The sequence below is a fragment of the Nostoc sp. NMS4 genome, from assembly GCF_017115095.1.
Classification (GTDB): domain Bacteria; phylum Cyanobacteriota; class Cyanobacteriia; order Cyanobacteriales; family Nostocaceae; genus Nostoc.
This window is the reverse complement of the sequence record NZ_JABXKI010000169.1, coordinates 1-17,984: the sequence shown is the minus strand read 5'-3', so window position 1 is coordinate 17,984 and position 17,984 is coordinate 1. Positions and strand designations below refer to the sequence as shown.

Genomic DNA, 17,984 nt, shown 5'->3' with positions numbered 1-17,984 from the left:
GGAATTAAAAGTGGTAAATCACCATTTAACAATCGTGACTATTAATTAAGAACAGCAACGGCTGGACGGCTACCGGCGGCATGACGGTCAATCACTTGGTCAATCAAACCGTATTCCTTGGCTTCCTCTGGTGACATGAAAAAGTCACGTTCAGTATCTTCAGCAATCCGCTCAATTGGTTGACCTGTATGGTCAGCTAAATAGTCATTTAGCCGCTTCTTATGGTACAGAATTTCCCGCGCCTGAATTTCAATATCAGTCGCCTGTCCTTGAGCGCCACCTAAAGGTTGATGAATCATAATCCGAGAATGGGGTAGACTCATCCGCTTACCCTTAGCACCCGCACTGAGGAGAAAAGCACCCATGCTCGCCGCCAATCCGGTACAAATTGTACAGACATCAGGGCGAATATGCTTCATAGTGTCAAAAATGCCCATACCAGCCGTCACCGAACCACCGGGAGAATTGATATACATATATATGTCTTTCTCCGGGTCTTCAGCATCCAAATACAGCAGTTGGGCAACAATCAAGTTGGCAATATTATTATCAACTTGTTGTCCCAAAAAGATGATGCGCTCACGTAACAGCCGTGAGTAGATGTCAAAGGCGCGTTCACCTCGACCCGATTGTTCAATAACGATAGGAATCATGGAAGCGTGTTTGTGGCTACTTTAAATACATTTTATCGGTGACAGCACGAAACTGGGGCTGATCTCTACTATTCCCAGCATAGATATAAGTAAATCTTGGCTATTCTGTCTGAGTCCCCAGTCCCCAGCCCCCAACTTTACCAAAGGAACAAAATATGTTTTTGCAATAGATTCAATCTCCAAAGGCACTTTTTAACAACAAAAGCTGTCTCAGAAAATATCGTGATTTAGGGAAGAATAAATCAAAAAACTTCAATTGTCGCCAATCTTATATTTCGGACTGTGCTGCATAACCTTGGCGATGTATTGATTAGACCGATAACCGAAATCTGACTTGCTTAGGGAATTATGTTTACTTGCAGTAACATTTTAAACATTTTTTTAGGATTTCCTTCAGCATTTATGAAGTTATTTTTGTTAGATTCGGTAAATCGAGAGTACGAGGTGTATTTAGAATAACCAGTCCTTGTTGAAATGCTATCCATTCAGAGAGAGACGTGCCATGCTGGAAAAACTTATACAAGCCGCCATCATCACCTTCTTGCTCCATCTGATAGCAGGACTTAGCCAAAATACTTTAATTCAAACAAAGACAGCATCACCTATGCAAGAAACGCAACCAAATATTGTCAGCTTGCTATTGCGATCTTTTCAATAAAAATGTTTCATAAGTTGCACAGGTGTAAGTAATACGGCGTAAATAAACCCGATTATTACAGCAGAATTCAGAATCCAGAATTCAGAATTCAGGAGTAAAACACACTTTATATCTGGGTAACAGACTTAGCTTGTGTACCTTACCAACTTGAAATCTGCTGTATATAAAAATAATTAAAGATGATTGCCTTGTAGTTAGCGTTGACTACAAAAAAGCAATTTTTTACACCAAATTACTTAGGCGATATCAAAAGTAAAGGGATAATTCCCTCGTTGAGTTTCTTGCTTAATGTACATAGTTGTCTAGGCTAACACTCCTGAGAACAGGGTAGACTGAGCAAAGAAGGCAACTACTTGCGTTTGATCATGACTAATCGCCTTGCTGAAGCTAAGAGCCTCTATCTACGTAAACACGCCGAAAACCCCATTGATTGGTGGCCTTGGTGTGACGAAGCACTTGCAACTGCAAGAGCGCAAAATAAACCGATTTTTCTTTCCATTGGCTATTCTAGTTGCCACTGGTGTACTGTCATGGAAGGCGAGGCTTTTTCTGATATTGCGATCGCACACTACATGAATAGCAATTATCTTCCCATCAAAGTAGACAGGGAAGAAAGACCTGACCTCGATAGCATCTATATGCAAGCTTTGCAGATGATGAGCGGTCAAGGGGGTTGGCCTTTAAATATTTTTCTTTCCCCAGAAGATTTAGTGCCGTTTTACGCCGGTACTTATTTCCCTGTAGACCCGCGCTATGGTCGTCCGGGATTTTTGCAGGTGTTGCAAGCACTTCGTCGTTATTACGATACAGAAAAAGCAGAATTACAGAAACGCAAAGCCTTAATTATTGAGTCTCTGCTCACATCTGCGGTATTACAAGACGGTACAACAACCGACCTTGAAGACCATGAATTACTCCGCCAAGGTTGGGAAACTAGCACAGGTGTAATTACCCCTAGTCAATCTGGCAACAGTTTTCCGATGATTCCCTATACAGAATTAGCACTGCGGGGAACTCGATTTAATTTTGAATCTCGCTATGATGGCAAGCAAATTTGTACCCAGCGAGGATTAGATTTAGCGCTGGGCGGCATTTATGACCATGTAGGCGGTGGTTTTCATCGCTATACTGTTGACCCGACTTGGACAGTACCGCATTTTGAAAAGATGCTCTACGACAATGGACAGATTGTGGAGTATCTAGCTTCTTTGTGGAGTGCCAGAATCCAAGAGCCAGCCTTTGAGAGGGCGATTGCTGGGACTGTCCAATGGCTGAAGCGGGAAATGACCGCGCCTGAAGGTTACTTCTATGCTTCTCAAGATGCCGATAGCTTCACCCAAGCCACGGCGGTAGAACCAGAAGAGGGAAGCTTTTACGTTTGGAGTTACAGCGAATTAGAACAACTGTTAACGCCTGAAGAATTAACGGAATTACAACAACAATTTACTGTTACCCCTAATGGCAACTTTGAAGGACGTAATGTTTTACAAAGAAGGAATTCTGACAAACTGAGTGCAACGCTGGAAATGTCACTGGGTAAGCTGTTTACTGCTCGTTATGGCGTTAGTTCTGAGTCGTTAGAAACTTTTCCCCCGGCTCGTAATAATCAGGAAGCAAAAACTGTAAACTGGACAGGTCGCATTCCCTCGGTGACAGATACGAAAATGATTGTCGCTTGGAATAGCTTGATGATTTCCGGGTTGGCTAAGGCTGCTGGGGTTTTCCAACAACCTTTATATCTGGAATTAGCAGCACGAGCGGCGAATTTTATTTTGGAAAATCAGTTTGTCGATGGGCGTTTCCAGAGACTCAATTATCAAGGAGAACCGACGGTTTTAGCGCAGTCTGAAGATTACGCTTTGTTTATTAAAGCTCTCTTGGATTTACAAGCTTCCAATCCTGAGCAGGAGCAATGGTTAGAAAATGCGATCGCTATCCAAAATGAATTTAATAATTTTCTCTGGAGTGTAGAGTTAGGGGGTTATTATAACACAGCAAGCGACTCTAGTAAAGATTTAATTGTCAGAGAACGTAGTTATGCTGATAATGCGACACCTTCAGCCAATGGAATTGCGATCGCTAATCTTGTCCGTCTGGCGCTACTCACCGATAATCTAGATTATTTGGATTTAGCGGAACTTGGTTTAAAAGCTTTTAGGAGTGTCATGCATCGCGCTCCCCAAGCTTGTCCTAGTTTATTTACAGCTTTGGATTGGTATCGTAATTCTACCTTGATTCGCAGCACAACTGAGCAAATCAACGCTTTGATCCCCAAATATTTACCGGCGGCTGTGTTGGCGATCGCATCTGATTTACCAGAGGGAAGTGTTGGCTTAGTTTGCCAAGGTTTGAAGTGTCTGGCTCCAGCTGAAAGTGTAGAGCATTTATTGCAGCAGGTGGAGAAAAGTCAGGTGAGGGCATGAAATAGTTTTATTTCTCGCAACTAGAAGACCAAGGATTAACCATTAAAACCCTTGTCCCAGCAAAATCTTTTTCGTTACGGGTGACAAGTGATAAAGAGTTATGAATTGCCATCGCTGCAATCAGAGAATCCATCAGAGGTAGAGGTCGCCCATTCTGTTCTAGTTGCCCGACTAAATTTCCCCACAACAACATTGTTGGGACATCTATATTTAAGATTCTTTGTTGAAAGCGATTGGGCAGGGTTTCATTCACCCAAGTTGTTAGAGATTCTTTCCGCTTAGATGCAGTAATTTTGCTGATACCTTTAGCAATTTCGCCAATTGTGATGACGCTAAGGTAAAGTGTTTCTGGAACTTGGGCATCTAGCCAATCTAAAACTTGTTGATTTGGTTGTTTGGCAACAAGTTCGGAAATCACGCAGGTATCAAGGAGGTAGGTCATGGGGTGAAGGCATCGCTCTTAAGGGTGCGATCTCGACTAAGGTCAAGTTCTTCGGTGAGTTCAGCCAGGGGGGATTGACGGAAAAACTCTGAGAGTTTGCTTGGTTGATCTGGGTCGGTGTTGTTTTGTGTGGTCAGGCTTTGGGCAAGGAGTTGGATGATGTACAGCTTATCGTTGGGGGAAAGCCGAAGGAGTTGTTGTTCGAGTTCTTGGATAGCCATGATCGGGTTTAAGTAGAAGATAAATTTATTCTACTTTCAGCGTCAGGGGTTAATTTAGTTTGACTCGTTTTTTACCCTCTATTTTTTTGACGAATGACTATTAACTCATGAGCGAATTAACAGCGATTGTATTAGCTGGAGGCAAGAGTTCTCGGATGGGTCAAGATAAAGCTTTGATTCCCGTTCAAGGGATGCCGTTGTTGCAGCGAGTTTGTACGATCGCTCAAAGCTGTGCTGATACGGTTTATGTAGTCACTCCCTGGCCAGAACGCTATCAAGACTTGCTTTTGCCTGGTTGTAAGTTTATTCGAGAAGTGCCTTTGTCTGGAGAATCTCTTGCCCACGGGCCTTTAGTTGGGTTTGCCCAAGGATTAGCCGAAGTAAATACAGAATGGGTACTGTTGCTAGCTTGCGATTTACCGAGATTGCGGGTTGAAGTGTTGCAAGATTGGGTAACTAAACTTGATAATGTCGGGGATAATGCGATCGCAGCTTTAGCTAATAATCCCAAAGGTTGGGAACCTCTATGTGGTTTCTATCGCCGTCGCTGTTTGCCACAACTTTTAGAGTTTATCAGCCAAGGGGGGCGATCGTTTCAGCAGTGGCTTCGGCAATATCCTGTAGAAATTTTGCCCTTAGCAGAACCCGAAATGCTCTTTAACTGTAATACACCAGAGGACTTAGCTTTAAGTTGAGTTGGTACGTACTCTTACAGAGAAGCAAGCTATGCGTTGCGTCTGTCTGAGACATGCTATTCGCTTTCGTAGAGAACATCTTAATTCTGAATTCTTCTTCTCTATAGCCAAATACAGTTCAGTTAAGCAATTTATTTCCTTCTCTTTCTTTTCTCTGTGTCCTCTGCGCCTCTGCGGTACCCTGCGGGAAGCCGTTCGCGTAGCGTCTCGTAGAGAAGCGTCTACGTTAAAAAAATGAATTTGGCAAAGACTGCTAGCCTTAACCCAAGCGTATTGCTCTATAGCCTTGAAAAATTTTTTGTGCTTTCAATTGCCTATTCAACGTTTTAGACCTAACGTGGAACTGCTAACTATATATATTTAAAGATACGAGGAGGAATCATGGGGCAGACACAGGAGCTAGGACAGATTATCATCCTGAATGGTGTCCCGCGATCGGGGAAGTCGAGCATTGTTGCAGTGATTCAGGAGACATTTGATGGTCTGTGGATGAACTTGGGTGTCGATAGGTTTATGCAAATGACTCCCGCACGATACCTACCTGGGATCGGTCTGCGACCAGGGGGAGAACGCCAGGATATCGAACCTCTTGTTCCCATTCTTTACAGCGCCATGTATGAGTCTATCGCCGCCCACAGCCGCTTGGGTGTGAATGTCGTGGTTGATGTTGGACACCATGATGCCTACGCAATCGAGCGGGGCATTCTAGTCGATAGTGCGCGACGTTTGCAAGGATTGCCGGTCTTGTTCGTAGGCGTTCACTGCCCCATCGAGATCGTTATGGAACGACGACAAAATACGGGGTGGAACGTGGGAAGTATAGCTAACTCCCCAATGCCACATCCAGTTCAGTTATGGCAACGTGAAGTCCACATCCCTGGCATCTATGACCTTGAAGTTGATACCTCGTTGTTAAGCCCAGGTGCGTGTGCCGAGGTGATTCGTCAGCGCCTCGCAGATAGTCCAACACCGTCGGCATTTCAACAACTCGTTGCCCACTATAGTTAAGCTGTAGTTATGACTGCGATCGCTATATTTGTTATAAATTTGTAAAGTGTGTGATTTTACCAGTCGAAAGGGAAATTTAATCCCTTTTTACTAATTTTGCAACAAGTCTACTTAACTCGACAGAATTTGCGATCGCTATCACTCTGAGGATATTGCCAAGAATAGGCAAAATGGCTAACTCCCTTCAGTTGCGGGGCAAATTGTCTGAGTGCTTGCATTTGCACTTCTAAGGATGGACGATTACTGACAGATTTTCCCCACTGACCAGCTAGAGCCGGTATTATCTGCGTACCGGGTTTTGCCATACTTAAAACCCTTTGCACTTGCGACACGATACAACTAACATTACCGCAATTCCCATAAGCCATAGGATGCCACTCTAATGTATTAGGAAAGCGATCCCAAGGTTGCAAACGGGAATCATACCCTTGTCCGACAGTTTGGTTGCCATCAGGAAAAAACACCGCTCCGGCGGAAACACCTTGCTGCTTTGCTGGGTAAGTAGCGATGGTGACAAAATCTAGAATTCCTTGCATCGCGTGGGCAACGGCAAGCTGCCACAACTCCCATTGTAAAATGGGTTGTCTATCAGTTGCAGATAGGATTGACTTTTGCGCTAGTGGAAGAGTGCGTCCTTGCCAAAGGGGTTCTCCTTCTTGGGGATAAAGTTTATCGACTTCCGCTACATCTCCACCAGTGACGAATCCCTTACTCAAAAAGCGGCGAATCAAGTCCAGCCCCTTGTAATTCTGCGCCCGTTTAAATAAAGCTTCTTGGGTTGCGGGACTAAATAGCCATAAATCTGAAACTTTGGTGGCGATAGAATCACTTCCAGCTTGGCGGGGATAACGCACGTAATCCAATAACAAACCATCTGGGCGACGGCGCAAAACTTCTTGTACCAATTGATAGTAGTCGCGTTTTGCTTGTGGGTTGTACGGGTCGATAAATAGTTGAGAGCCATTATCTACCACATATAAACTCGTTTGACCTTTGCCATTACGAGCGATCGCACCTTCTCTATCTGGTCGCTGGGCGTAAGTATAGCCGAAATTTGTGGTAAACATCCAAGCGTATACTTTCAAACCACGCTGCCGACCTTTTTTTATTGCCGTGGCGAGTATATCAATGTTTTCTGCCCCTGGGGTACGAATCACAGCAGGCCAAACCGTCGGGTTAGCTTTTGCTGGTAATAGTACCTGCCCATCGTAAAATACCTGTAAATAAACTTGGTTATAGCCACGATTAACAATCCGATCCATAATCTGATCGATTATTCCTGGCTGAATATCGCAAGGATACAAGCGTAACCAAATGGCTTGGGTTTGCGGCCAAGTCCGAGAGCGACATTCCTTTAATTTCTGCGCCTGTTCTTGTATTAGGCTTTGATAGCGCGTTTGAGCATCTTGCTTGCCTTTGAGCGCCGACAAACGTAAGTTTTCTTTTTGTTGCGCCGTTGCTGATGATAACTGACAATACTCAGTTACTTGTGCCTTTGCTGGTTTGCTCTCCAAGTTGGGGAGCAACAAACAACTAGTAAAAATAACAGCGAATAAGCGCCGCCAAAATAATGTTAATCTTGCAACGTTCCAAGGACAGTTAGACATACCTACCAGTAGATGAACAAATTCAAAAGAGTTTCAGACAAGAATTTAAACTCCGACTGTAGCTTACCCTCCTGCGAGAAGTAACTGAGCAAAGGCGGAATGGCGCTGACTCTGAACCACGTGTTAACGTTCGGTCTTAAAGCCTTTGATTTCCGACAATCATCGATCCCAACTCAAATAATTGGGGCAATGTGTATCGAATTATATAGTTAAATACTAAGGGTTTTAAAACCTATTTTTTTTCAAGACTCTCAAAGGTCTATTTCTGTTGCCGTATTCTTCTATTTCTTCTATAGGACTAGTATTTGATTTTTGAAATGCACGTAGTAGACTGTCTACGCAAAATAGTGGATTAGACTGACGACGTAGGTGTAGTAGGTAGGTTGGGTGGAGGCTTTGCGTAACCCAACATCCTGATATATGTTGGGTTACGCAAAGCCTCCACCCAACCTACAATTTTTTTGCTTCCATAACTATTTCTGTTGCCGTATTTTTTTATAAACACATAAACACATAAGTTAGTTAAAATTTGTCACAAACCAGTAAAATTTTTGAATAATTTGTAGCGTTAGTTGGAGAATTTAAAACTTGTATATGAAGTTGATAAAATTAGTCAAGAGTCAAAGGTTTTGACTCTTGATGATGAAGTAGGCAATAGTTAATAGTTAACCACCACGCTTCAGTGCCGCTTCTACCTGCTGTAACTCCTTCTCTAGACGATTTTTGAGTTTTTCGGGTACAGGACGATTTGGGTAAGAACTGTAATGTCCAGCCAGAGAGTTGAGGGCTGTTCGTATGGTTGTAAACGAGCCAAGACCAGAAACAGAGTTAACTCGCTGGTAGCGAGCTGAAAAGTCATTAATTTTTTGACGCGCTTCTGCTTGAATTGCTGCTTTGTCTGGTGAATCTTGTGAAAGATCCAGAGCTTGTCTCATAATATTGACCACAGCTAAGGTGTCTTGACGATAATCCCCAGTCAAACTATCTGGACTGCCGGAACAACCCATTAAGCCGATAGCTACAACCAAAACCAGCGCAAGCAAACGCGACCAATAGCGCTTCATATGCATTAAGTAAAAGAATACGTAAATCAACGTCCATCCTATCTTGAATTGGTAACTTGGGGATCAATTGAATGGGGAGTGGGAAGTGGGGACTGGGGATTAAGGCACTAAGCAAGGGCTGCTTCATTCCCTAAAAGACGCTAATTTACAAGCATCTTGGGCAAAAAATCAGGTGATTAAAAAATCTGATTGGACAATTCTCAAACAGAATTCAGGAGTCAGAATGGGCTACACTAACAGAATTCAGATAGCTTTATCTACGTAATCTTTGCAATTTCAGCATCGTAATACATATCATCAGCCACAAAAAACCAACTCCATAACCTGCAATTATATCTGTAGGCCAATGGACTCCTAAATATAAGCGGCTGATACCAATAGCAGCAATTAAAATAACTGTCAAACTGTAAATAACTTTTGCAAAATTAGGATAGTGAATTGCTAATTCGTAAGCAATAAAACCATAAAGTACCATAGAACCCAGTGCATGACCGCTAGGAAAACTAAAAGATTTTTCAGAAATCAAGCGATGCCATAATTCTGGGCGAGGTTTAGAAAAAAACAACTTTAACCCTGTATTTAAAATTAACCCTCCCAAGCAAGCAAATATAAAAGATTTTGCTTCTTCTTGATAACGTCGCCACCAAAGTAATAAAATAGTAATACTAGCAACTAAAACCACGGTACTAGGATTACCAAGATTTGTAATAAACAGCATTAAATTATCTAATTTTGGATTGGCAAACTGATGTATCCATAATAGAAAAGTAGTATCAAACCTAAAAGCATCTCGCTCTAAAACCTCTTCTGCTAGTCGTGCTAAAACAAAAAGTATGAGTAGACAACTAGCAAGTCCAACAATACCAATTGTCGCAATTAAGAGAGCCAAACGAGGATGTATATGACGCAACCAGAAATTAGAAGTTTGTCGGAGCATACTTTAATGTTATTCGTCGTTAGAAGGCGTAACCACGATTAGTGTTTTCTGCTTTAGAGCGGTGAACAGGATACAGAATTTAAGTATCGATACAAGAACCATAGATGAACTGATAGTACCAAAATCGAGGGCATCTTTATCTGCTCAAACGCAATCACTCCAACGGGTGACGCACTTTTTTCTCCTTTCGCACGGAAAAGAATAGGACAACTGCCAGTAGGATAAAGGCGATCGCTGAAGCATAGCCTCTTGGAAGTGATAGACCGCCATCTTTGACTGGTTTGGTAAGAAAATCTCCGAAGGTGGCTCCGAAGGGTCGCGTGAAGATGAACGCGAGCCAGAATAGGAGAATATCGCTCAACTTTGTTACGTAGTGAAGGGCGATGACAACACCAATGACGCTGGCCGTCACTAATGCGCCTTGAATATAGCTCAATCCCAAGTTGCTTGTCAGAAAGTCACCAAAGGCCGTTCCCAAACTGTTGGAGAACACGACAGCCAGCCAATAGGTGGTCTCTGCATCTTTCCTCACGATCGGATAAACGCTCAGATCCCGATCGCGGTAGTACCAGATAGCAAGAACGCTCAACAGACTGGCTACCAGGATCAGCGATCCCAGTGCGTAACCCAGCCCAAGAGATCGATCCATCAGGTCTGAAACTTCGGTTCCGGCTGTGGTTGTGGCGATGATCGCCAACCAGTAAAGGGCTGGAAGATATCTGTCGGATTGAATTTGAAAAAACAAGAGAATAGCTAGAATGGCGAATGTTATGGCAAAGGCGATGTAATACCCCAGCCCAAGTGACATTGAGATGTAGTCACCAGCTGTTTCGCCGAGCGTCGTGGCGATAATCTTCATGATCCAGAAGAAAATTGTGACTTTTGCAACTTTGTTCATTTCTTTTTCACTATAAAAAATAGTAAGTTAGCGATCGCTAATCAGTCTTGTCGGTCAATCGGCAGTAGAGCTAATCTCTTCTGCTTAAGGCTTAAGTAAATAACCAGGCTTACGATTATAGAAAGAAAAAGTATACTGGTTCCGACAGTACCAAAACCAAAGCCACCATTTGTAGCAGATTGGGATAGTAAATCACCTATAGAAGCTCCAAGCGGACGAGTCAAGATGTAAGCTAACCAGAATGCCAAAACTGCATTCATCCACAAGTAATAATAAGCGATCGCTATGATGGCAATTGAAGCGCCAAATATCAGTGCTGATTGTGCATAACCCAGTCTCAAATACTCTGCTAAGAGGTCTCCTGTTGCAGTACCCAAGGCAAACGTAAACAAAACAGCCACCCAATAAAAAAGCTCTCTTTTAGCTGTATTGATAGAATGCATAGCTAATGTCTTTTCGTTGGAATACCAGAATGCAAAAACTACCAACAAGGAAATACTAAAAATGACATTAGTTGTCACTAAACTAACTCCAAGCTCGTCTACTAATCTATCAGTGATAAGCGTGCCAACGATACTTATCAAAACTACCACAAACCAAAAACTTGCTGGAACATAACGTTTAAGCTTAAACTGATTTAAGAGTGCAATTAATAACACTCCGCTCATCAGGTAAGATGTAATACCTAAACCAAGATTCAGAGTCGCTGATAGAAAATCTGCTGCGGTTTCCCCTACTGTGGTTGCCAAAACCTTAATAATCCAGAAGTAAATTGTAACCTCTGGAACCCGGTTTAATATCTTTTTCATAATCTTTCTCCTTCTTGATTTTTCCGTAGAAGTGAGATTACATCACATCTAAAAGTTAGCTGTGTTGTCAGAAATTACTGAGTAATTATACTTTACACAGCAAAAGTCAAGAAATAGTCAAGATTTGATGGAAAACGGAATTTTCTCAGGAAAAAAGCCTTAAAAATAGGTGAAATGTCTGCTTAAAAGTTAATTTCACCATTTGATATTAAATTTGTTGAACTCAAACCAATCTTGACTATTTCTTGACTTTTATTACTTACTGTGAAAATACAAACCCAGATTTCAAGGAATTTTTCAAGTATGAAAACTTCAACAAAAATTATTTTGGCAGCAGCTTTTGTAGGTACTTTGGGACTTGCTGGATTATCGGGAGTTGTATCTGCAAAACAATCACAATCTTTTGTCGCAATTGTGCGTCAGCCTCATCTTGTTACCAAAGTTGCGGAAGCGAGTGATGGTGACGGTGAAACAAACGACGATGCACAAGAAGCGGCAAAACTACAACCGCTAGCTAAAATTACAGCACAACAAGCACAGCAAGCGGCTGAAGCATCTGTGGGAGGTAAGGCGAAGAGTGTCAAACTCGAAAATGAAGATGGCAACTTAGTTTATGCTGTAGAAATTGGTCAGCAAGATATTAAGGTTGATGCTGGTAATGGCAAAGTTCTCTACGCTGAGAATGCCAATCAACAAGATGAGAAGAATGAAGCTACTCGTCCCAAGAGTAGTATTCAAGTTAAAGAAACTAGTGATGATGGTAAGTAAGAAACTTAAAAGTAAGAATTCTGCTGTAAAATCACATTGTCAAGAAGTTGCTAAACGCACAGTAAAACAACTCCCAACTCCTAATTGACTAGTAACACTAATTAACCCACCATGATTTTGGGCGATCGCTTGAGCGATCGCTAGCCCTAAACCGGAACCACCAGACCAATAAGAACGAGATTGATCTGCTCGCCAAAAACGCTCAAAAACCTTGTCGATATACTCTGGTGCAATTCCCACGCCTGTATCTTGCACGTTGACATAAACTTGGGAACCGACACGACTGGTTTTAATTTCAACTACGCCTCTCGATGGTGTATAGTAGATGGCGTTTTCAATTAAATTAGTAAACAGTCGCGTTAATTGAACTGAATCACCTATTAACTGAAGATTAGCAATTAATTGAAATTTAAAGTTAATTTGTTTGGCTTCAGCTTGAGGTTTATATAGTTGTATTAGGTTCTCTAATATTGACGTTAAATTGAGAGTATCCCTATTTTGATTCTCAACTCTATCAGTGCGTGCTAACATCAGTAAGTCTTCTGTGAGGCGAGTCATCTGATTAGTAGCATTGGCGATCGCCTGAAATTTTTCTGCATCTTTTGGCCCGATTTCTTCTGGATACTCTAGCGGTAACTCAGCATTAATTTTGATCGCCATTAACGGACTACGTAATTCGTGGGAAGCATCAGCAGTAAACTGTTTGAGTCTTTCAAAACTCTCTTCAATAGGTTGCATTGCTTGACGAGTTAGTAAAATTCCGCCAATGCTACTCAGAACCAAAGTTATAATAATCCCACCGCCTAATCCCCAATCCAGCTTTTGCAGGGTTTGATCGAATTCTTCTAAAGATTGACTTACCCTCACATACCCAACTAGCTGACCATTATCACTACCAATTATTGGTACTGTTACTGCTTGGATAGGAATTTTACCAGTTTGAACTTGTACTATTTTGTTTGGTAAAAAAGGTAGAGTTAAACCAGTTTTTCCTTGTTGGGTAATCAAATTTCCTTGAGGATCAAACCACTGTAAAGCTTGATGATAAGCAATTAAGTCTTGTGGACGAAAGTCGCTTTCAACTGTTAGGCGACCTTTTTCAAACTCTACATTTGCGGCTGCAACTTTCCCGATGGCTATGAGTTTATCTGTGATTTGTTCAGTCAAGCTGCGAGTGAAAGCAAATCGAACTGCGATCGCAAATATTCCCAACAGCGATGCAAAGACAACTAAGTAAGACAATAATAAACGATATCTGATTCTTTGAAACACATTATTCTTGGCAATTAAATTGTTAATTATTAACTTAAAATTTGACTAATAGATTTACAACCAATCACTTATCTCATCTTGTGAAGTTTAAATATTGCCCGCCTATCGCTACCAATTACGAATTACGTTAGCGAGTCTTCTCCCAAAGGGAGACGCTACGCGAACGAGCGTCATTACGAATTACGAATTACGAATTATTTTACTTGTTTCCTAGACGATAACCAATGCCATAGATATTTTCAATTAAGTCTTCTGAACTTCCAGATGCTCTAAATTTATTCCGCAAATTTGTAATATGGGTTTTAATACTTCCTTCTCCCGAAGATTTATCAAAATCCCACAGTTTGTCAAGAATTGCCGAACGAGTGATAACTTGATTTGGATTTCTCAGAAAATATTCTAATATCATATATTCTTTAGGAGTTAATGATATGATATTCCCTGCATAAGTAACTTGTTGAGTTGCTGGGTCTAGTTGCAAATCACCGTGGATTAAAATCTGCGGACGAATTTCTGGAGTTCTTCGAGCTAAAGCCCTGATGCGTGCTGCTAACTCTTTTAATTCAAATGGCTTAACCAAATAATCGTCAGCACCAGCATCGAGTCCGATAATTTTGTCGCCTGTTGTATCTCGTGCCGTTAGCATTAAAATCAGAACATTAGATGAAGCAGCGCGTAAACGCTTACATAAACTAATTCCATCTAATTTAGGAAGCATTAAATCTAATAAAATTAGCTCATATAATGCTGATTGCGACCATTCCCAAGCTGCCAAACCATCACTTGTTATATCCACAATATGGTGTTGTCGTCTTAAAAATTCGGCTAATGGTTTGGCAATGCGATCGTCATCTTCAACTAGCAAAATTCTCATAATGCTCCACCTCTAACTTATTAAAGCTTGCTAACACGAGCAAGGGTTATCTTACCTACAAGGCTAATCTTAATTTTTTCATCATATATTCTTAACTTAAACTTAATCTGTCCTGATTAATGTTTCGGATGAGCGATCAAAATATGCGATACCAATCAAGCTGACTCATCAAATGATAAATTCCTAAATGAAAGGTTACTTCAATAGGGGTAACGACAAATAGAGGAATTTAAACTTTTGCTATTTAGTAACCAAATACCTTCGTAACCAAGCATATTTCACAAATTTATGTATTGTTTTAGCTTAGTTAGATTCGACTATATCACTGTTAATTACTGTTGATTCATAACATTAATAACCCCAAGCTAAAACAATACATAGGGTACTTTATCAGCAAAGGAAATAAATAGTATGACTCGATTTAGCAATTCTCATCTACCTACTGTTTTAAAAACAGTGATTTTTAGCACAGTTGTTTTAACAGGGCAGACATTTTTACAATTTAATAACTCAGCAGCAACAGCAGCTAGCCTTTATCAACACGTGTTGCTGTTATCAGTAGATGGACTACATGATGCTGACATCGACGATCCTTTGCTTCAACCTTATTTATCGAATATTAAGAGTTTGCAAGCAAATGGTGTTACTTACACTAACGCTTTTACCAGTACACCCTCCGATTCATTTCCTGGTGAATTGAACTACCTAACAGGAGCAAGCCCAAAAACTACAGGGGTTTATTACGACAATTCATATAGTCGCTCATTATTAAGTCAACTGGGAAGTCCTGCTGGTACTCAAGTTGTATTTGATGAAAGTATTGATAAAAATTCAAATCTTCTTAGTGGAGGAGGTGATTTTGGAAAAGGTAGCATTGATTCAAGTAAGTTGCCAGTAGACAGCACAGGAAAACCCATTTATCCTCATAACTACCTGAATGTTAATACAATTTTTGAGGTAGCCCACAATGCCGGTTTACATACCGCATTTATTGATAAACATCCTGCTTATGACCTTGCCAATGGTCTTTCCGGTAAGGGGATTGATGACTTTTATGCTCCAGAAATCAATGCTAAAGTAGCTTTGGAAAACGGCAAATTAGTCGATCAATCAACAGCCCAAAATCCTAGCAATCTCACATTTAAAACGACAACTAAAAGCACTAGTCTTACAAAGGCTTATGATGATTTGAAGGTAAATGCACTTTTAAACCAAATAGCTGGTAAGGATTCTCAAGGAACAACTAATCCGGGAACTCCTGCTATTTTTGGTATGAATTTTCAAGCTCTTAGCGTCGCCCAGAAAGATGCTACTAGCGATGGTGGAATTGCTGCTGATGGAACACCTTCACCAGGATTAATTGATGCCTTAGAACATACAGACGCTAGTATTGGAAACATAGTTAATGCATTGAAGCAACAAAATTTGTTTGATTCAACACTAGTAGTCTTGACAGCAAAACACGGTCAAAGTCCCCGTGAGGGAACAGCTACCCTGATTTCTGAAAACACATTTACAGATGTTTTAGAAAAAGCTGGGATTAAGGTAAATCATGCAACACAAGATGATATTGGGTTGTTTTGGCTTACAGATCAAAGCCAAGCTGCTACTGCAACAAATATTTTAAAAAATCTCAACAATCCGGCGATTAATGAGGTTTTATCTGGTAATGCGCTACAACAATCAGGCTTTGGTAATCCTTTGTCAGATGACCGTACACCAGATTTCATTATCAAATTGAACCCTGGATATGTGATTTCAGATAGTACAAAAAGGGCTGAACATGGGGGTTTTTCGGATGACGATACCCATGTTGGATTGATTGCTGCTAGTGGGATTTTAGCTTCTGGACTCAAAGGTACAATTCAAACGCAGACGGTAAAAACAACTCAAGTTGCTGTTACTGCTCTAGATGCGTTGGGCTTAGATCCTGAGTTATTACAGGGTGCTGTGAAGGAAGGTACTAAAAAATTACCAGGGTTAGGAATTTCTGATAGCCTTGCAGTTCCAGAGCCAAATACAAGTCTTGGCTTGTTATCTTTTATGGGTTTGATGTTAACTGTCTCTCGATGGAAACAACGCAAACAAATCAGTTAAGCGTTGAAGATTAGCTCTTTTAATCTTTCTGTGCCTTTGCGGTTTAAAAGCAATTTATTTAACCGCAGAGGCGCAGAGAACACAGAGTAAGGAGATTGAAGAGGAATTTTTTCCTAATTCCTAATTTTTTGATAGAGGGTATCCCGTTGTTGGTAAGGTCGTCCTAAAGAAGCGATCGCAGTTTGCAAGGTTTCCACTTCCATACACGTACCGCCTAAAGCACCTGCCATTGTGGTAATATGCTCTTCCATTAAAGTACCGCCGATATCGTTGCAACCCCAAGCTAAGGCTTCTGTTGCACCTGCAAGCCCCAGTTTTACCCAACTCTGCTGATGGTTGGGAATCAAATTACCTAAGTAAATCCGCGCCACAGCCCCTAATAGCAGTGCATCTGTTAAAACTGGTTGATCGCGTCCGACACGGCGACGTAAGGATTTGGGCGCTTCTTGACCGACAAAGGGTAATAAAATAAACTCTGTGATTCTGGCTGGATATCCCCGATTGATGGCGGTTTTTTGGAGCGATCGCAATTTTTCTAAATGTCCGATTTGCTGTTCGTGGGTTTCAATATGCCCAGATAACATAGTGCTAGTAGTATGCAAGCCTAATTTGTGAGCGGTGCTGACAATTTCTAGCCAAGTGGCTGTGTCAATCTTCTCTGGACACAGTATCCGCCTTACTTCATCGTCTAACACTTCGGCTGCTGTTCCCGGCATTGAGCCAACACCAGCATCACGCAAAGCAATAATTACATCAGTATATTCTAGTCCGTCAAGTCTGGCGATAAATTGCACTTCTTGCGGAGAAAAAGCATGGAGATGTATTTGGGGAAATTCCTGTTTGATGGTTTCTACAACCTTGAGATAATAGGGCAAAGATTTACCATTTATCTGTGCTTGCGGATTTAACCCCCCCTGCATACAGATTTCTGTCGCACCCCGCCGCACCGCATCTGTGGCTTTTTCCAAAATTTGCGCCGAATCTAACCAATATGCATCAGTATCACCATCATCTCGCCGGAATGCACAAAAACTACAGTGCTGCTCACAAATATTAGTAAAGTTAATATTACGGTTAATTATGTATGTAACCGTATCACCTGCTTGAGTGTGACGCAGTGTGTCGGATGTAGCACGTATTGCTGCGATCGCTTCTGGCTCAGTTTGTTGTAACAATACCACTCCCTCTTCGGGAGATAAGTCGTATCCCATCAAAGCACGTTCCAGAATTGTTTCAAACGCAATTTTTGTCAACATTACTTTTTTAATTTTTTCAAGAAATCTTAAACAAAAAAAATAGTGTGGTTTTACCACAACTATTTTTATTTATTAATGTACATCTTTGTATTAGCAGGAATCTTGAGTAAAACTCTGATATTACTAATTTGTCCTTGCTTGTGGTTTTCGTCGATGTTGTATTAGCAATCCAATCGCCATACCAATACCAACAAAGGCTGTAAAGTAGAATAAACCAATCAATCGGATGTAAATTGGTGGTGCGATCGCTTCAACTTCTACTTCTTGTGCTACCTTCACTGGTGCAAATTGACGGCTAGAAC

Annotated in this window: 17 protein-coding genes; 6 read left to right on the top strand and 11 right to left on the bottom strand. The window is 41.2% G+C overall.

What is annotated here, in order from left to right:
• Nucleotides 1-41: 41 nt before the first annotated feature.
• Nucleotides 42-653 carry an ATP-dependent Clp endopeptidase proteolytic subunit ClpP gene (gene clpP / locus HWQ37_RS14435; protein ID WP_292748279.1) on the bottom strand — a complete coding sequence of 204 codons (612 nt, stop codon included), beginning with the start codon at nucleotides 651-653 and terminating at the stop codon, nucleotides 42-44.
• 502 nt (nucleotides 654-1,155) lie between these two features.
• Between clpP and HWQ37_RS14430 the strand changes: the two genes are divergently transcribed.
• Complete coding sequence (locus HWQ37_RS14430) at nucleotides 1,156-1,311, top strand: hypothetical protein (protein ID WP_292748278.1); 156 nt, start codon at nucleotides 1,156-1,158, stop codon at nucleotides 1,309-1,311.
• Nucleotides 1,312-1,676: 365 nt separating this feature from the next.
• The gene (locus HWQ37_RS14425) at nucleotides 1,677-3,734 is read left to right on the top strand and encodes a thioredoxin domain-containing protein (RefSeq protein WP_292748277.1); all 2,058 of its coding nucleotides are present in this window, start codon (nucleotides 1,677-1,679) and stop codon (nucleotides 3,732-3,734) included.
• 7 nt (nucleotides 3,735-3,741) lie between these two features.
• Here HWQ37_RS14425 and HWQ37_RS14420 read toward each other — a convergent pair whose 3' ends face one another.
• Both HWQ37_RS14420 and HWQ37_RS14415 read right to left on the bottom strand, forming a co-directional pair.
• Entirely contained in the window at nucleotides 3,742-4,176 is a 435-nt protein-coding gene (locus HWQ37_RS14420; protein WP_292748276.1) for a type II toxin-antitoxin system VapC family toxin, read from the bottom strand.
• Nucleotides 4,173-4,397: a hypothetical protein gene (locus HWQ37_RS14415; RefSeq protein WP_292748275.1), complete on the bottom strand. Its 225-nt coding sequence runs from the start codon at nucleotides 4,395-4,397 to the stop codon at nucleotides 4,173-4,175. Before HWQ37_RS14415 ends, HWQ37_RS14420 begins: the two co-directional genes overlap by 4 nt.
• Nucleotides 4,398-4,504: 107 nt before the next feature.
• Between HWQ37_RS14415 and HWQ37_RS14410 the strand changes: the two genes are divergently transcribed.
• Together HWQ37_RS14410 and HWQ37_RS14405 are read left to right on the top strand one after the other, a co-directional pair.
• Nucleotides 4,505-5,092, top strand: a complete 588-nt coding sequence (locus HWQ37_RS14410; RefSeq protein WP_292748274.1) for a molybdenum cofactor guanylyltransferase — start codon at nucleotides 4,505-4,507, stop codon at nucleotides 5,090-5,092.
• Nucleotides 5,093-5,473: 381 nt separating this feature from the next.
• On the top strand, nucleotides 5,474-6,100 hold the full coding sequence (locus HWQ37_RS14405) for a chloramphenicol phosphotransferase CPT family protein (protein ID WP_292748273.1): 627 nt from the start codon (nucleotides 5,474-5,476) through the stop codon (nucleotides 6,098-6,100).
• A 107-nt stretch (nucleotides 6,101-6,207) separates the two neighbouring features.
• Here the strand turns inward: HWQ37_RS14405 and HWQ37_RS14400 are convergent, their stop codons facing one another.
• The 5 genes from HWQ37_RS14400 to HWQ37_RS14380 form a co-directional block, all read right to left on the bottom strand.
• Nucleotides 6,208-7,707 carry a family 10 glycosylhydrolase gene (locus HWQ37_RS14400; protein ID WP_292748272.1) on the bottom strand — a complete coding sequence of 500 codons (1,500 nt, stop codon included), beginning with the start codon at nucleotides 7,705-7,707 and terminating at the stop codon, nucleotides 6,208-6,210.
• Nucleotides 7,708-8,372: 665 nt separating this feature from the next.
• Entirely contained in the window at nucleotides 8,373-8,777 is a 405-nt protein-coding gene (gene psb27 / locus HWQ37_RS14395) for a photosystem II protein Psb27 (protein WP_292748271.1), read from the bottom strand.
• A gap of 247 nt (nucleotides 8,778-9,024) precedes the next feature.
• Nucleotides 9,025-9,708: a phosphatase PAP2 family protein gene (locus HWQ37_RS14390; protein ID WP_292748270.1), complete on the bottom strand. Its 684-nt coding sequence runs from the start codon at nucleotides 9,706-9,708 to the stop codon at nucleotides 9,025-9,027.
• A 154-nt stretch (nucleotides 9,709-9,862) separates the two neighbouring features.
• Nucleotides 9,863-10,606, bottom strand: a complete 744-nt coding sequence (locus HWQ37_RS14385; protein ID WP_292748269.1) for a COG4705 family protein — start codon at nucleotides 10,604-10,606, stop codon at nucleotides 9,863-9,865.
• Between the two features lie 41 nt (nucleotides 10,607-10,647).
• Nucleotides 10,648-11,415: a COG4705 family protein gene (locus tag HWQ37_RS14380; RefSeq protein WP_292748268.1), complete on the bottom strand. Its 768-nt coding sequence runs from the start codon at nucleotides 11,413-11,415 to the stop codon at nucleotides 10,648-10,650.
• A 303-nt stretch (nucleotides 11,416-11,718) separates the two neighbouring features.
• Here HWQ37_RS14380 and HWQ37_RS14375 point away from each other — a divergent pair, with 303 nt between their 5' ends.
• The gene (locus HWQ37_RS14375) at nucleotides 11,719-12,183 is read left to right on the top strand and encodes a PepSY domain-containing protein (protein ID WP_292748267.1); all 465 of its coding nucleotides are present in this window, start codon (nucleotides 11,719-11,721) and stop codon (nucleotides 12,181-12,183) included.
• 39 nt (nucleotides 12,184-12,222) lie between these two features.
• On the opposite strand, the gene HWQ37_RS14370 is transcribed toward HWQ37_RS14375, so the two are convergent.
• Together HWQ37_RS14370 and HWQ37_RS14365 are read right to left on the bottom strand one after the other, a co-directional pair.
• Nucleotides 12,223-13,455: a sensor histidine kinase gene (locus HWQ37_RS14370; protein WP_292748266.1), complete on the bottom strand. Its 1,233-nt coding sequence runs from the start codon at nucleotides 13,453-13,455 to the stop codon at nucleotides 12,223-12,225.
• Nucleotides 13,456-13,654: 199 nt separating this feature from the next.
• Nucleotides 13,655-14,329, bottom strand: coding sequence for a response regulator transcription factor (locus tag HWQ37_RS14365; RefSeq protein WP_292748265.1), 675 nt, complete (start codon nucleotides 14,327-14,329; stop codon nucleotides 13,655-13,657).
• Between the two features lie 411 nt (nucleotides 14,330-14,740).
• Between HWQ37_RS14365 and HWQ37_RS14360 the strand changes: the two genes are divergently transcribed.
• Nucleotides 14,741-16,426, top strand: coding sequence for an alkaline phosphatase family protein (locus HWQ37_RS14360; RefSeq protein WP_292748264.1), 1,686 nt, complete (start codon nucleotides 14,741-14,743; stop codon nucleotides 16,424-16,426).
• A gap of 113 nt (nucleotides 16,427-16,539) precedes the next feature.
• Here the strand turns inward: HWQ37_RS14360 and cofH are convergent, their stop codons facing one another.
• Entirely contained in the window at nucleotides 16,540-17,682 is a 1,143-nt protein-coding gene (gene cofH / locus HWQ37_RS14355; protein WP_292748263.1) for a 7,8-didemethyl-8-hydroxy-5-deazariboflavin synthase subunit CofH, read from the bottom strand.
• Nucleotides 17,683-17,984 lie beyond the last annotated feature (302 nt).

Coding starts and splice junctions, on each gene's coding strand:
- HWQ37_RS14425 (WP_292748277.1), top strand. CDS start 1,677: ATGACTAATCGCCTTGCTGAAGCTAAGAGCCTCTATCTACGTAAACAC.
- HWQ37_RS14405 (WP_292748273.1), top strand. CDS start 5,474: ATGGGGCAGACACAGGAGCTAGGACAGATTATCATCCTGAATGGTGTC.
- psb27 (WP_292748271.1), bottom strand. CDS start 8,777: ATGCATATGAAGCGCTATTGGTCGCGTTTGCTTGCGCTGGTTTTGGTT.
- HWQ37_RS14430 (WP_292748278.1), top strand. CDS start 1,156: ATGCTGGAAAAACTTATACAAGCCGCCATCATCACCTTCTTGCTCCAT.
- clpP (WP_292748279.1), bottom strand. CDS start 653: ATGATTCCTATCGTTATTGAACAATCGGGTCGAGGTGAACGCGCCTTT.
- HWQ37_RS14385 (WP_292748269.1), bottom strand. CDS start 10,606: ATGAACAAAGTTGCAAAAGTCACAATTTTCTTCTGGATCATGAAGATT.
- HWQ37_RS14375 (WP_292748267.1), top strand. CDS start 11,719: ATGAAAACTTCAACAAAAATTATTTTGGCAGCAGCTTTTGTAGGTACT.
- HWQ37_RS14365 (WP_292748265.1), bottom strand. CDS start 14,329: ATGAGAATTTTGCTAGTTGAAGATGACGATCGCATTGCCAAACCATTA.
- HWQ37_RS14400 (WP_292748272.1), bottom strand. CDS start 7,707: ATGTCTAACTGTCCTTGGAACGTTGCAAGATTAACATTATTTTGGCGG.
- HWQ37_RS14420 (WP_292748276.1), bottom strand. CDS start 4,176: ATGACCTACCTCCTTGATACCTGCGTGATTTCCGAACTTGTTGCCAAA.
- HWQ37_RS14380 (WP_292748268.1), bottom strand. CDS start 11,415: ATGAAAAAGATATTAAACCGGGTTCCAGAGGTTACAATTTACTTCTGG.
- HWQ37_RS14415 (WP_292748275.1), bottom strand. CDS start 4,397: ATGGCTATCCAAGAACTCGAACAACAACTCCTTCGGCTTTCCCCCAAC.
- HWQ37_RS14360 (WP_292748264.1), top strand. CDS start 14,741: ATGACTCGATTTAGCAATTCTCATCTACCTACTGTTTTAAAAACAGTG.
- HWQ37_RS14390 (WP_292748270.1), bottom strand. CDS start 9,708: ATGCTCCGACAAACTTCTAATTTCTGGTTGCGTCATATACATCCTCGT.
- HWQ37_RS14410 (WP_292748274.1), top strand. CDS start 4,505: ATGAGCGAATTAACAGCGATTGTATTAGCTGGAGGCAAGAGTTCTCGG.
- cofH (WP_292748263.1), bottom strand. CDS start 17,682: ATGTTGACAAAAATTGCGTTTGAAACAATTCTGGAACGTGCTTTGATG.